General features: G+C 69.1%; 8 protein-coding genes. 4 read left to right on the top strand and 4 right to left on the bottom strand.

The window, feature by feature from the left end; all coding sequences use genetic code 11:
• Window positions 1-48: 48 nt before the first annotated feature.
• Together ACZ7MG_RS23795 and ACZ7MG_RS23790 are read right to left on the bottom strand one after the other, a co-directional pair.
• A complete protein-coding gene (locus tag ACZ7MG_RS23795) occupies window positions 49-2,721 on the bottom strand; it encodes a cellulose binding domain-containing protein (RefSeq protein WP_471383209.1) in 2,673 nt (890 codons plus the stop codon).
• Between the two features lie 111 nt (window positions 2,722-2,832).
• On the bottom strand, window positions 2,833-5,748 hold the full coding sequence (locus tag ACZ7MG_RS23790; RefSeq protein WP_471383208.1) for a glycoside hydrolase family 48 protein: 2,916 nt from the start codon (window positions 5,746-5,748) through the stop codon (window positions 2,833-2,835).
• A 376-nt stretch (window positions 5,749-6,124) separates the two neighbouring features.
• Between ACZ7MG_RS23790 and ACZ7MG_RS23785 the strand changes: the two genes are divergently transcribed.
• The 3 genes from ACZ7MG_RS23785 (at window position 6,125) to ACZ7MG_RS23775 (ending at window position 9,670) form a co-directional block, all read left to right on the top strand.
• Window positions 6,125-7,840 (top strand): glycoside hydrolase family 6 protein, encoded by a 1,716-nt coding sequence (locus tag ACZ7MG_RS23785; RefSeq protein ID WP_471383207.1) that lies wholly within the window; start codon window positions 6,125-6,127, stop codon window positions 7,838-7,840.
• A gap of 193 nt (window positions 7,841-8,033) precedes the next feature.
• Window positions 8,034-8,633 (top strand): dihydrofolate reductase family protein, encoded by a 600-nt coding sequence (locus tag ACZ7MG_RS23780; RefSeq protein WP_471383205.1) that lies wholly within the window; start codon window positions 8,034-8,036, stop codon window positions 8,631-8,633.
• Between the two features lie 116 nt (window positions 8,634-8,749).
• Window positions 8,750-9,670: a class I SAM-dependent methyltransferase gene (locus ACZ7MG_RS23775; RefSeq protein WP_471383203.1), complete on the top strand. Its 921-nt coding sequence runs from the start codon at window positions 8,750-8,752 to the stop codon at window positions 9,668-9,670.
• Between the two features lie 119 nt (window positions 9,671-9,789).
• Here ACZ7MG_RS23775 and ACZ7MG_RS23770 read toward each other — a convergent pair whose 3' ends face one another.
• A complete protein-coding gene (locus ACZ7MG_RS23770) occupies window positions 9,790-10,626 on the bottom strand; it encodes an aldo/keto reductase (RefSeq protein WP_471383202.1) in 837 nt (278 codons plus the stop codon).
• A 255-nt stretch (window positions 10,627-10,881) separates the two neighbouring features.
• On the opposite strand from ACZ7MG_RS23770, the gene ACZ7MG_RS23765 reads away from it, so the two are divergent.
• Window positions 10,882-11,664, top strand: a complete 783-nt coding sequence (locus ACZ7MG_RS23765; protein WP_471383200.1) for a Tat pathway signal sequence domain protein — start codon at window positions 10,882-10,884, stop codon at window positions 11,662-11,664.
• A gap of 32 nt (window positions 11,665-11,696) precedes the next feature.
• Here the strand turns inward: ACZ7MG_RS23765 and ACZ7MG_RS23760 are convergent, their stop codons facing one another.
• Window positions 11,697-13,523, bottom strand: a complete 1,827-nt coding sequence (locus ACZ7MG_RS23760) for an AMP-dependent synthetase/ligase (protein WP_471383198.1) — start codon at window positions 13,521-13,523, stop codon at window positions 11,697-11,699.
• Between the last annotated feature and the right edge of the window lie 223 nt (window positions 13,524-13,746).

Genomic DNA, 13,746 nt, shown 5'->3' with positions numbered 1-13,746 from the left:
GCGCGCGCCCGACCCAGACGCGCGCCCTCACCTGGCCCTGCAAGGGTGTCAGGTCACCGTGCAGGACTGGTCACCGAGCTTGAACGCGGTCGGTTTCCCATTGGTCCCCGACCGGCTTCCGGTGAACCCGAAGGCCACCGACGCGCCCGCCGCCACATTGCCGTTCCAGCCGACGTTCTTGGCCGTGACCGCCGCCCCGGACTGGGTGTGGGCCGCGTTCCAGACCTGGGAGACGGTCTGCCCGTTGGGGAAGGTCCAGCCGAGCGACCAGCCGGTCCACGCGCCGGTGCCCGTGTTGGACAGCTGTACGTCCGCCTGGAAGCCGCCCGACCACTCGTTGGTGACCTTGTACGTCACCGCGCAGGGCCCCGCCGGCTCCGGCTCGGGGTCCGGATCCGTACCGCCGCCCCCGCCCCCGCCACCGGAGTCGGAGGAGTCGCCGTAGACGACCCCGCGCCCGTTCGTCGCGATGTAGACCCGCCCGTACACCCTCGGGTCACCCGTGATCGCGGCGCCCGTCCAGCCCCATTGGTGGGCGTCGTCGTTGATCCGGGTCCAGGTCGCGCCCTTGTCCGTCGAGCGGAAGATGCCGCGTACGCCGCCGATCTTGGCGCTGGTGTAGAGGGTCTGGTACGAGGCGCCGGCCGCGGCCTTGCCGAAGCCGATGGTGTCGGCCTGCTCGACACCGGACAGCTTGGTCCAGGTGGCTCCACTGTCCGTCGAGTGCCACAGACCGTACGCCCCGTCCGTCGCACCGCCCGCCAGCCACACATCGCCCTTCACTCCGGGCAGCGCCTTGAAGCGGACGCTGTCGCCGCTCGGCAGCCCGGTCGCGCTCGACGCGGTGAAGGTCGCGCCGCCGTCCGAACTGACATAGAACTTCCCGGACTTGAAGCCGTAGAAGGTGCGCGGGTCCACCCGGTCGGACTCCACGATCGCGCCGGCCGGGATGCCGCTGGACGCCGACCAGGAGTTACCGAAGCCGGTCGCGTACTGCACCCCGGCGCCCGCCGGGCTCCACACGAACCGGTTGCCGTCCGAGGCCGCCGCGACCGTACCGCCGCCGCTCACCCCCGAAGGGTCGGTGCCCGCGAACCAGTTGGCGCCGTTGTCCGTGGAGAACGCGATGTGCGGACCGGAGTCCAGATTGCCCACGCGCACCACGGTGTTGGGGTTGGACTCGGCGTAGTCCAGGCTGGTCGTCGTCGTGAAGTTCGGCTGGGTGAACATCATCGACGGGACCTTCGTCAGATCCGTGTGGCGGAAGCCGCCGATGTCACCGAGGGCGCTGAGCAGCGGGGCACCGGACGGGGGAGAGGCCAGGTCGTTGACGGCCGTCTCCTCCAGCCCCTGCACCATCGGCTTGATGGCGAACTGGTCGCCGCTGTCCCAGTTGCCGAGGTTCTCCGTGCCGTAGATCGTTGCGCCCGTCCCGTACATCATCCGGTTGGAGTTGAACGGGTCGATCTCCAACGCCTCGGTCATCCAGCCGAGTTTGGGTGTCTGCTCCGGCGGCGACGGATTCGCGCCCCAGGTCAGCCAGGGGGAGGACGACACATCCATGGTGAAGCGGTTCGAGCGGTTCGGGTACGACGTGTAGTCCCATGCCTTGGTCCAGGTCGCCCCGCTGTCCGTCGAGCGGAAGATCTGGGTGTCCGGCCACCAGGAGCTGTACGCCGTCGCCATGACCGTCCCCGGGTCCTGCCGGTCGACCGTCAGCCCGCTGAACCCGTAGTAGGTGTCGGCCTCCGCCACCGGGCTGACGTTCGTCCAGGTGCCCGTCCCGGTCGCGTACCGCCACACCTGGCCCTTGCCGCCGTCGTACGGCCCGCCCTTGTCGCTGTACGACAGATACAGATGGCCGTTCGCCGAGTCGAGCACGCCCTTGTGGGCCAGATATCCGGTCGGCTGCCCGGCCACCCGCGACCAGGTCGCCCCGGCGTCGGTCGACCGGTAGACCGCGTTGTCCTTGTCGGCGACCCCGACGTAGATCGTCCGCGTCGTGTTCCCCGCCGTCCCCGTGGTCTCGTCGAAGGTGACCCAGACGATGCCCTGGTTGTCGCTGGAGTAGCCGCTCGTGTCGGACGGATCGGCCACGTAGTTGCCGACGTTCGGGAAGTTCGTCACCTGCGACCAGGTGACCCCCGAGTCGGTCGACCGCCACAGCCCCTTGCCGCTCGGTGCCCCCAGATACAGCACGCTGTTCCTGTTCGGGTCCACGGCCAGCCGCTCGCCCATGCCCCGCCCCGGCATGTTCCCGCCCAGCTTGAACGGCAGGTTGGCCTTCTGCCAGCTCGCGCCCCGGTCCGACGACCGCAGGATCGCCCCGTTCCCCGGGTCCCAGCTGTTGGTGTACGTCCCGGCCGCCACGTACACCTTGTTCGGATCGACGGAGTCGGAGGCGAGGCTCACGACCCCGGTGTGCCCCCAGTTGTCCCACCCGACGGAGTCGAGCAGCGGGGTCCACGTCTTCGACGACTCCACCCAGCGATAGGCCCCGCCGATGTCGGTACGGGCGTACGCGAGGTTCCTCTCCTTGCGGTTGAACACGATGCCCGGGACGAAGCCACCGCCGTCGATCCGGGCGTTCTTCCACGTATAGGTGTCGGCGGCGATGGACACCGGCTTCTCGGTCTTGTCGGCGGCCAGCGCGGGTGGGGATCCGGCGAGAAGGCCGGCCGCGAGGGCCAGGACGGTGGTGAGGATGCGCGTTCTTCGCACAGTGGGGGTCCTCTCCGGACAGGTGGGGGGAAAGATCCCCGCGCCCCGAAGGGGGCGCGGGGAACTGCGCGACCAGCCACGGACCACCCGCGGCCGACAGACGACCCGGAGCTACTCCAACAGCTCCGCGTACGAACCCATGGCCAGGGCGATGTCCGCCTGGGCCCAGAACCGGTGGTACGTGAACGAGGGCGCGGCCCCACCGGCCAGATACGCCTCGATCTTCGACCACGCGGGATCGTCCTCGTAGAAGGACCGAATCGAGTCGAACGTCGACGACGAGTTGATCGCGTCCCCGTTCGGCATCGTCCCGGTCCAGCCGCTCGGCACATACACCCGGTCGTCGAACCGGTTGTAGTCGGCCCGCGTCTCGGGAACGGCGATCCCGAGCCCGTCCTGGTGGTGGTCCCACATCCCGTCGAGCAGCGCCTTGGCCACCCGCGCCGCGTCCGCGTCACCGGAGCGGTCCGCGTAGTACGTCAGCGTCTTGGCGTACGCGGCGGCCACTCCCACGTCGTCGGTGTAGTCGGCGACGGTGACGTGAAGTCCCGCGTTGGCGCCGGGACTCGACGCGTTCCAGGTGTCGGGCGCACCCGACCACTGGAGGGTCGACGGAATCCGGTACGTGCCGTCCGGGTTGATCGTGGTCTTGGACAGCGCCCAGTCGACCCACTTGTCCAGCACGGTCTTCGCCGCGGCGTTGCCCGTCTGCTGGTAGTACTCGGCGACCCGCTCCATGGACCAGGCCTGGAAGCCGAACCACTGGTTGGACGGCGGGTCGTGGTACACCGGCTTCTCGTCGTAGAACATGCCGTAGAAGGTCGGCGTCCCGGACGGCGGCGTCGCGTACCGCCCCGCCCAGCTGTTGGTGGCGCCGCCCGCGATACCGCCCTCGTCGGCCTGGAGCCAGCGGTAGAACTCGATCTGCCGGTCCAGGGACTTGGCCCAGTCCGCCTGCCCGGTCGCCGACTTCGGCTTCAGCGGGGCGTAGTTGGCGAGCGCGTACGCGGCCAGCGGGTTCTGGTAGCCGCCGTGCGTGTGGCTGGAGCCGATGCGCCAGGCCCAGCCGGCGGCCGTGTCGGTGGCGCCGCCCCACGCGTAGTACCAGGACATCAGATAGTGCGAGGCGTCCTTGCCGGTACCGGCCGGGCAGGACGTGGCCCCCACACAGTTCCCGATCTTCTTGAAGTACTTGTCGTACATCGCGTAGCGCAGATAGTCGCCCATCTTCGCGGCCTTGCCGATGGTCGCGGAGACATCGGCGCCCTTGCCCTGCTCCTTGGCCCAGATGTCCGCCCAGTACGCGGCCTGCACGGCCCGCGCGTCGGCGTCCGGGGCGTTGGTGAACTTCCACTGCTTTGCGTAGGAGGCGTCACCGGTGAACAGGTCCAGATAGCCGTTCCTGCCGCCGTACTTGAACTGGTCGCAGGTGGGCTGCGGAACCGTCTCCCACACCGACTCCTGCGGCCCGCGCTGGAAGGTGTTGATGTACGACGGGCCGGTGTCCGTCGGCCCCGCCTCGCACTTGCCGGGCGAGTTGCCGTAGCCGTAGACGTTGTCGACGTCCTGCAGCCAGTGCATGCCGTACACGTCGTCCGTGCCGTACGCGCTCTTCAGCTCGGCGGCGATGGGATCCGGGCCGACCGAGACACCGGTGTTGAGCTGCGCCGGATACTCGTTGGGGGTGTCGTGCTCCGGGGCGTACGTCGCCGGCTTGCTCGCCGTGTAGAAGGAGTTGGTCGGCTGGTCGGCGTGGGTCGGGATCATGAACTTCTCCATGATGTCCCAGGCCCCGTTGAACTTGGACCAGTCGCCCGTCACCTTGCCGTACATGGCCTGGAGCCACAGGAGGTAGCTGTACGCCTCCGAGGTGGTCTCATGGCCGTGGTCCGGCGCCTCGACGATCAGTGTCTCCACCGAGTGGTACGGAATGCCCTCGGGGGAGAAGTAGCCGTTCGCCGGGTTGGTGATCTTGCCGTACAGCTCCAGGAACCGTTCGTCGTACGTGCTCGACGCGGCCAGCTGGGTCACGGTCACCGAGGCTTTGGCGTGGCCGGTGGCCGTCGAGTCGAAGACCGCCGAACCGGTACCGGAGGCGTTCGCGCCGATGGTCACCTTCTGCGCGGTGTTCCAGTTCGACGACGTGAAGGTCAGCGACCCGCCGCCCGTCACGGAGAGCCCGGTGTTCCCGGACGCCCGCGCGGTCGTCACCGTCACACTGCCCGACGGCTGGGTCGAAAGTTTCACGTCGTAGGTGCCCGACTGGCCCTGGCGGACGCCCAGTTGGGTCGGCGAGACCACCACGGCGGGACCCGAGGCGACCGTGATGCCGACCGGCGTGGAGTTCGCCGACGCGCCCAGGCTGTCGTACGCCTTGGCCACCAGCGAATGACTGCCCACGGACAGACCGGTGGCCGAGAACGTGTACGGCGACGTGGTGTCCGTGCCCAGCAGCGTGGTGTCGTCGTAGAACTCGACCTTGGTGACCGTCGCGTTGTCCGCCGCGGCGGCGGTGGCCGCCATCGGCACCGCGGTGCCCTGTGAGTACACCGCGCCCGGTGCCGGGCTGGTCAGCACCGTGATCGGCGGCTGATGCGCGCCCACGCACGGGGTGCCGTTGATCGCGAAGGCGGTCGGCGCGGTGTTCGTGCCGCTGTACGTGAACTGGGCGCCGGTGGTCACCGCGGCCCCGACGGCGATCGCGCCGTTCCAGGACGCGTTGCGTGCCGTGACCGTCTTCCCGGACTGCGACCAGGTGCCGCTCCAGCCGTTGCTGAGCGTCTGGTTGCCCGCGTAGTCGTACGTCAGGGTCCAGCCGCTGATGGCCTCGGTACCGCGGTTGCTGATGGTCAGCTCGGCGGTGAAACCGGAGCCCCAGTCATTGGTCTTGTAGTCGACGTTGCACGCGACCGCCGCCGCGCTGGCGGGAGTCGAGCCCGTGCCGAGCATCGTCAGGGGGAGGGTGAGGGCCGCGACCACGGCGGTCCACAGACGCCGCGAGGCATGACGTCTCCGTCTGGGGTGCATGCTCTGGTTCCTTCCGTGCGGCTCTTGCGAAGGTGGGGGCGGAGCAGCAACAACAAGCCTTGAACCAGTGGGAGCGCTCCCATATTGAGGAGGGGGGCGCAAGCGGTCAAGCCATTTGAAGAGTCGAAAAGATTCGATCAGGGGAAAAGATTCGTGAAGCGCAATAACGCAACACCTCTGTCTTTTACCGTCACTTGGCGCTACCTTCACCAGCACCAGTGGGAGCGGTTCCATCAGTCGACGCGTTCGTCCCGGGCGTGTCCGAGCTGCGAGGGCCGCTCAGCGAACACCCCAGTGTTCAGGTCTTTTACTCGCCTCGGCGACAGCGCGACGACTCCTCCTCGTACACCCCACTACGGAAGAGGAACCCGCACTCATGAGCCGTACCAGAACAGCACTTCTGGCCGCGTTGGCGCTGGTCGCCGGCGCCGCCGGGACCGCGCTGGCCGCCGTCCCGGACGACGTCGGCGTCCAGGCGATCCCCTGCACGGTCGACTACAAGGTGCAGAACCAGTGGTCCACCGGCTTCACCACCGCCGTCACGATCACCAACAACAGCGCCGCGAAGTCCTCCTGGGCCGTGAAGTGGTCGTACGCGGGCAACCAGCAGGTCACCAACGGCTGGAACTCCCGCATCACCCAGAGCGGCAGCACGGTCACCGCCGCCAACGAGACGTACAACGGCACACTGGCGACTGGCGGTTCGGTCAGCTTCGGCTTCCAGGCCTCCTACAGCGGCACCAACGCGCTGCCGACGACCTTCACCCTCGACGGCGTGACCTGCAACGTCGACGACGGCGGCGGTGGCCCCACCGACCCGCCCGGCCCGGGTACACCGGGCACGAAGGTCGACAACCCGTACGCCGGCGCCAAGGTGTACGTGAACCCCGAGTGGTCCGCGAAGGCCGCCGCCGAACCGGGCGGCAGCCGGATCTCCAACCAGCCCACGGGTGTCTGGCTGGACCGGATCGCCGCCATCGAGGGCGTGGGCAGCGGCATGGGCCTGCGCGACCACCTCGACGCGGCGCTGACCCAGAAGGGCTCCGGCGAACTCGCCATCCAGCTGGTGATCTACAACCTGCCCGGCCGTGACTGCGCGGCCCTCGCCTCCAACGGCGAACTGGGCCCGACGGAGCTGGGCCGCTACAAGACCGAGTACATCGACCCGATCGCGGCCATCCTCGCCGACCCGAAGTACGCGGCGCTGCGGATCGTCACCACGGTCGAGATCGACTCGCTGCCGAACCTGGTCACCAACACCGGCAGCCGCCCGACGGCCACCCCCCAGTGCGATGTCATGAAGGCCAACGGCAACTACGTCAAGGGCGTCGGCTACGCGCTCAACAAGCTCGGTGACGTGGGCAACGTCTACAACTACGTCGACGCCGGCCACCACGGCTGGATCGGCTGGGACGACAACTTCGGTGCCTCCGCCACCACCTTCAAGGAGGCGGCGACCGCCGAGGGCGCCACGGTCAACGACGTCCACGGCTTCATCACCAACACGGCGAACTACAGCGCCCTGAAGGAGAACAACTTCACCATCAACTCGACGGTCGGCGGCACCTCCGTCCGTGAGTCCAAGTGGGTCGACTGGAACCGCTATGTCGACGAGCTGTCCTTCGCCCAGGCCTTCCGCAACCAGCTGGTCTCGGTGGGCTTCAACTCCAGCATCGGCATGCTGATCGACACCTCCAGGAACGGCTGGGGCGGCAGCGCCCGTCCCACCGGTCCGGGTGCCACGACCAGTGTGGACACCTATGTCAACGGTGGCCGTTACGACCGCCGGATCCACATCGGCAACTGGTGCAACCAGTCCGGGGCCGGGCTCGGTGAGCGTCCGAAGGCCGCCCCCGAGGCCGGGATCGACGCCTATGTGTGGATGAAGCCGCCGGGTGAGTCCGACGGGTCCAGCTCCGCCATCCCGAACGACGAGGGCAAGGGCTTCGACCGCATGTGCGACCCGACGTACACGGGCAACCCGCGCAACGGCAACAACATGTCCGGCGCCCTGCCGAACTCGCCGCTCTCCGGGCACTGGTTCTCCGCCCAGTTCCAGCAGCTGATGCAGAACGCGTACCCCGCGCTCTGAGTCCGCTCCCATGAACGGTCCGCCAGGGGTCGGTCACCCGTCCCCCACCCCCTGGCGGACCGGTGGCAGTTCCGTGTGAGCCACGTCACGATGGCGGGAGGTGGGTGGGTGCGATGAGTTCCGGGCGGCTCGGCGGTCTTCATCGCCGTAAGCCCGTGCCGGGACGAGGAACAGAACGAGGAAAGAGAACCCCATGCGCATCGTGATCTGCGAGTTCATGAGCCTGGACGGTGTCGTGCAGGCGCCCGGCGGTGCCGACGAGGACACCGACGGCGGGTTCTCCCACGGCGGCTGGACCCACCCGTTCTTCGACCCGGAGGTCGTGGGCGGTGCCTGGGACGCCGCGCTGGCCAAGGCGGACGCGCTGCTGTACGGCCGCCGCACCTGGAAGGGCATGGCGGGCGCGTGGCCGGACCGGGAGGGCGATCCCTTCGCCGACCGGATGAACTCCATCCGTAAGTACGTCGTCTCCGCGACCCTCTCCGACTCCGAGCTGACCTGGGAGAACAGCACGCGCATCCCGGGTGAGGAGGCCGTCGCCGAGATCCGCAAGCTCCGCGAGAGCGAGGGCGGCGACCTGCTGGTCATGGGCAGCACGACCCTCGCCCGCACGCTGATAGGTGAGGGCCTCGCCGACGAGCTGATCCTCATCGTCATGCCGGTCCTCCTCGGCGGCGGAAAGACGATCTTCCCCGGCGACGGTGCGAAGCACACCCTGGAGCTGGTCTCCACGGCCACCAGCGGCACGGGTGTGAACGTGTGCGTCTACCGCCGGGCGGCCGAGAAGGAGTGAGGGGGCGGGGGAGGGGGCTGAATCGGCACAGTGGATTTGCCGATGCGGCAAGAAGGGTGGCCGTTCTCCGGTGGGTCGGAGCAAGCTGACGGCACCCGGAAGAGAGGCTCACCGTCATGGGACAGCACCACCACGGCCAGTGTCGGCACGCGCAAGGCCACGATCACGGTCATGGGCACGACCACGGCCCGCACGACCACACCGACCTCGACTGGGCCGGGCAGGCCGAGCATCTGGAGGGGCAGGCGGAGCTGTTCACGCCGCTGAACCGGCGGGCCGCGGCCTGGGTCGCCGCACGACAGCCCGAACCGGGGCTGGTCGTCGACGTCGGCAGCGGCCCCGGGGTCGTGAGCTGTCTGCTGGCCGATCAGTTCCCCGGCGCCCGGGTCGTCGCCCTGGACGGTTCCGGACCCCTGCTGGAACGGGCCCGCGCCCGTGCCGAACGCCAGGGCCTCGCCGACCGGTTCGACACCCTGGAGGCCGAACTCCCGGACGGCCTGGGTGACTTGGACTACCCGGCCGATCTGCTGTGGGCCAGCCGCACCCTGCACCACCTAGGCGACCAGCGCGCCGCCCTCGCCGCCTTCGCCGAACGCCTCGCCCCCGGCGGCATCCTGGCCCTCGTCGAAGGCGGGCTGCCCAGCCGCTTCCTGCCGCGAGACATCGGCATCGGGCGCCCCGGGCTCCAGTCCCGGCTCGACGCGGCGGAGGACCGGTGGTTCTCCGAGATGCGGGCCGCGCAGCCCGGCAGTGTCCCCGAGGCCGAGGACTGGCCGGGGCTGCTCACCGCCGTGGGCCTGCGCGACGCCACCTCCCGCACGTTTCTGCTGGACCTCCCGGCCCCGGTCCCGGAGGCCGCCCGCGCCTACGCCATCGACCAGTTCCGGCGCGGCCGAGGCATGCTCGCGGACTTCCTCGACCCCGCCGACCTCGCCACCGTCGACCGGCTCCTCGACCCCGACGACAAGGCGAGCCTGCACCACCGCACCGACCTCTTCGTCCTCGCGGCCCACACGGTGACTGTGGCGCGGCGGTGATCCCGGCCCGGCCGGCCCGGACGCACGAGACCGCCCACCGGAACTCGTCCGGCGGGCGGTCTCGCCACGCTCCGCGCGCGGCCGTCGGTCGTCGACGGGCGTCGGCCGTGGAGCTGCGCTCAGGCCTGGTTGAACGTCGCCGGGTCCGGACCGATGCGGCGGTCCTCGTTCAGCGCGCTGATCGCGGCGATGTCCTCGGTGTCCAGGGAGAAGTCGAAGACCTCGATGTTCTCCTTGATGCGGGACGGGGTCACGGACTTGGGGATGACCACGTTGCCCAGCTGGAGGTGCCAGCGCAGGACCACCTGGGCCGGAGTGCGGCCGTGCTTCTGCGCGATCGCGATGATCGCCGGGACCTCCAGGAGCCCCTTGCCCTGGCCGAGCGGCGACCAGGCCTCGGTGGCGATGCCCTGCTCCGCGTGGTACTCACGGGCCGCGAGCTGCTGGAGGTGCGGGTGCAGCTCGATCTGGTTGACGGCCGGGATGACGTTCGTGGCCTCGACCAGCGTCTCCAGGTGCTCCGGAAGGAAGTTGGAGACACCGATCGCCTTGGCGCGGCCGTCGGCGTAGAGCTTCTCGAACGCCTTGAAGGTGTCGACGAACGTGCCCCGCGCGGGCATCGGCCAGTGGATCAGATACAGGTCCACGTACTCCAGGCCGAGCTTGTCCAGGGACTCGTCGAAGGCGCGGAGGGTGGAGTCGTAGCCCTGGTCGCTGTTCCAGAGCTTGGTGGTGACGAAGAGGTCCTTGCGGGCGACGCCCGCCTTGGCGAGGGCCTTGCCGGTGCCCTCCTCGTTGCCGTAGATCGCGGCCGTGTCGATGCTGCGGTAGCCGGCCTCCAGCGCGGTGGTGACCGCCTGCTCGGCCTCGTCGTCCGGCACCTGCCACACGCCGAAGCCCAGCTGGGGCATCTCGACGCCGTTGTTCAGGATGATCGGGGGGACCTTGCTGCTCACGAGCTCTCGATCCTTAAGTCGTCGGTTGGTGCTTTGTTGGTGCTTCCCATCGTCAACGATCACGGCCCGTGATGCATTCCTGAGCGGGCCGCCCGCGACCCGAATCACAGCCCGGACCGCAGATTGGCCGGAATTGGATCCGGTCGCTCAAGAGTATCGGTCTGGACCATTGACCGAACACGGTCACGCGGGGAGTCTGTCCTCTGCCATACCGCACATCGGTGAATTCTGGTCACATACGTGAATGGATGGCTGATGACCCCCACACGAAGGAACGTCCTCGGCGCCGCGCTCGGCGGCGCCGCAGCGGCCGCCGTCGGGCTGCCGACCCCCGCCGCGCACGCCGCCTCCTGGCAGTTGAAGTGGTCCCCGACGCCGGGCGCCGACGGGCTGCGCGCCTTCGAGACCCTGGAGGACGACCGCGCCGACTCGCACACCTCCGCCGCGCCGCACATCAAGGCCACCGGCGACACCTGGCGGTTCGACATGCACACCGTCGACCGCGACACCTCCACCGACCGCCAGCGCCACGAGGTCACCGGCCTGCGCACGAGCGCCGGGTTCCTGCGCTGGACCGCGGGCCAGACTTGGCGCGTCACCTACCAGATGTACATCCCGACCTCGCTCAAGGCGACCACCAGCTTCACGCACATCATGCAGATGAAGCAGCCCGGTGCCGGTACCTCGCCCCTGGTCGTGCAGTCCCTGCGCCGGGTGAACGGCGCGCAGACCATCGAACTGAAGCTGCCGATCGACAACATCCTGATCGGCCGCACGGATCTCGCTCCGCTGCACAACTCCTGGGTCGACGTCGACTTCCAGATCAAGGTCGGCAACGGCTCGGCCGGTTCGGTGCGCTGGATCCTCAAGAAGGGCTCGACCACCCTGATCGACGTCTCCCGCACCGGCGTCGACACCTTCCTCGCCGACCGGCTGCGCCCCAAGTGGGGCATCTACCGCTCGCTGGGCGACACTTCGGGCTCCCTGCAGAACTGCCATCTGCTGCTGCGGAACATGAAGGGCTATCAACTGGTGTGAGGGGGACAGGGGGTTCGGCCTGCCCGAGCGGCTCACGCCCGGTACAGCGCGTCCACCTCGGTTTCGTACGCCTTCTCGATCGCCTTGCGCTTCAGCTTCAGCGAGGGCGTCAGCAGACCGTGCTCCTCGGTGAACTGGTGCGCGAGGATCCGGAACGTACGGATCGACTCGGCCTGTGAGACCAGGGTGTTGGCGGCGACCACCGCCCGCCGCACCTCGGTCTCCAGCTCCGGATCGCGCACCAGCTCCGCCGGGGACAGCTTCGCCTTGTGGTGCATCTGGAGCCAGTGCTCGACGGCCTCCCCGTCCAGGGTGACCAGGGCGGCGATGTACGGGCGGTCGTTGCCGACGACGATGCACTGGGCGACCAGCGGATGGTCGCGCACCCGCTCCTCCAGGATCGCGGGCGAGACGCTCTTGCCGCCCGAGGTCACCAGGATCTCCTTCTTGCGCCCGGTGATGGTGAGATAGCCGTCCTCGTCGAGGGCGCCCAGGTCACCGGTGGCGAGCCAGCCGTCGTGCAGGGTCTCGTCGGTGGCCTTGGGGTTGTTCAGATACCCCTGGAAGACATTGGGGCCGCGCAGCCAGATCTCCCCGTCGTCCGCGATGTGCACGGTCATGCCCGGGATGGCCTGGCCGACCGTGCCGTACCGGGTGCGCTCCGGCGGGTTGGCGGTCGCGGCGGCCGTGCACTCCGTCAGGCCGTACCCCTCGAAGATATGGACGCCCGCGCCCGCGAAGAACAGCCCGAGCCGCCGGTCCATCGCCGAGCCACCGGACATCGCGTACTTGATCCGGCCGCCCATCGCCTCCCGGATCTTGCCGTAGACGACCTTGTCGAAGAACTGGTGCTGCATCCGCAGCGCCGCCGACGGGCCGGGCCCGGTGCCCCAGGCCCGTGCCTCCATCGCGTCCGCGTACTTCACGGCGACCTCGACGGCCTTCTCGAACGGCCCGGACTTGCCCTCGCGCTCGGCCTTGCGCCGGCTCGCGTTGAAGACCTTCTCGAAGATGTAGGGCACCGCGAGGAAGAACGTCGGCTTGAAGGCGGCCAGGTCGGGCAGCAGCACGGCCGCGTTGAGCTGCGGCTGATGACCGAACTTCACCTTCCCCCGGATACCCGCGACCTGCACCATCCGCCCGAAGACATGGGCGAGCGGCAGGAACAGCAGCGTCGCCGCCTCGTCGCCCCGGCGGGACCTGAACAGCGGCGCCCAGCGCTCGATGACCGTGTCCGCCTCGACCATGAAGTTGGCGTGCGAGATCACACAACCCTTGGGGCGGCCCGTGGTGCCGGAGGTGTAGATGATCGTCGCGATCGACTCGGGGGTCACCGCGCGGCGGTGCCGGTGCACCACCTCGTCGTCGAGATGCGCCCCCGACTCGTACAGCTCCTGCACCGCGCCCACGTCCAGCTGCCAGAGCCGGCGCAGCTGCGGCAGCCGGTCGATCACCGTGGCCACGGTCATCGCGTGGTCCTCGTGTTCGACCATGGCGGCCGTGCACTGGGAGTCGTACAGCATCCAGAAGACCTGCTCGGCGGAGGAGGTCGGATAGACGGGGACGACCTGGGCGCCGACGGTCCACAGTGCGTAGTCGAACAGGGTCCACTCGTAGCGCGTACGGCACATGATGGCGACCCGGTCGCCGAACCGGATGCCCTGTGCGAGCAGCCCCTTCGCCAGCGCGAGGACCTCGTCACGGAACTCGGCGGAGGTCACATCACGCCATGCGCCCTGCTCGTCCTTGCGGCCGAGGGCGATATGGGCCGGGTCCTCCTGGGCGTACTCGAAGACGACGTCGGCCAGGCCGCCCACCGGCGGCGCCGACGCCGACGGAGGGTTGGTGAACTCGCGCAATCCCGCTCCTCGTGGCGCTCCCCACAGCGCGTGAAAGCTACCTCACCGCGAGAACGGGCGGGAGGGTTGTGGAGGGGGCGCATTGGGAGGGGTGGCGCGGGTGAGCGCCGGAAAACACCCGCAGATGGGGAGGTCTCCGGCATGATTCCTGACGCCTCAGTGAGTTCCGGCAGGGCAATCTCCACCGAACCCGCACGCCGCGGTCACCGTGCGCGCCCCCGCG

Source organism: Streptomyces sp. NPDC107538 (assembly GCF_055657445.1).
This window is presented reverse-complemented; position numbering and strand designations above follow the sequence as displayed.

Excerpts from the sequence above, each read along its gene's own strand:
- ACZ7MG_RS23790 (WP_471383208.1), bottom strand. The coding sequence starts at position 5,748 with ATGCACCCCAGACGGAGACGTCATGCCTCGCGGCGTCTGTGGACCGCC.
- ACZ7MG_RS23785 (WP_471383207.1), top strand. The coding sequence starts at position 6,125 with ATGAGCCGTACCAGAACAGCACTTCTGGCCGCGTTGGCGCTGGTCGCC.
- ACZ7MG_RS23780 (WP_471383205.1), top strand. The coding sequence starts at position 8,034 with ATGCGCATCGTGATCTGCGAGTTCATGAGCCTGGACGGTGTCGTGCAG.
- ACZ7MG_RS23775 (WP_471383203.1), top strand. The coding sequence starts at position 8,750 with ATGGGACAGCACCACCACGGCCAGTGTCGGCACGCGCAAGGCCACGAT.
- ACZ7MG_RS23765 (WP_471383200.1), top strand. The coding sequence starts at position 10,882 with ATGACCCCCACACGAAGGAACGTCCTCGGCGCCGCGCTCGGCGGCGCC.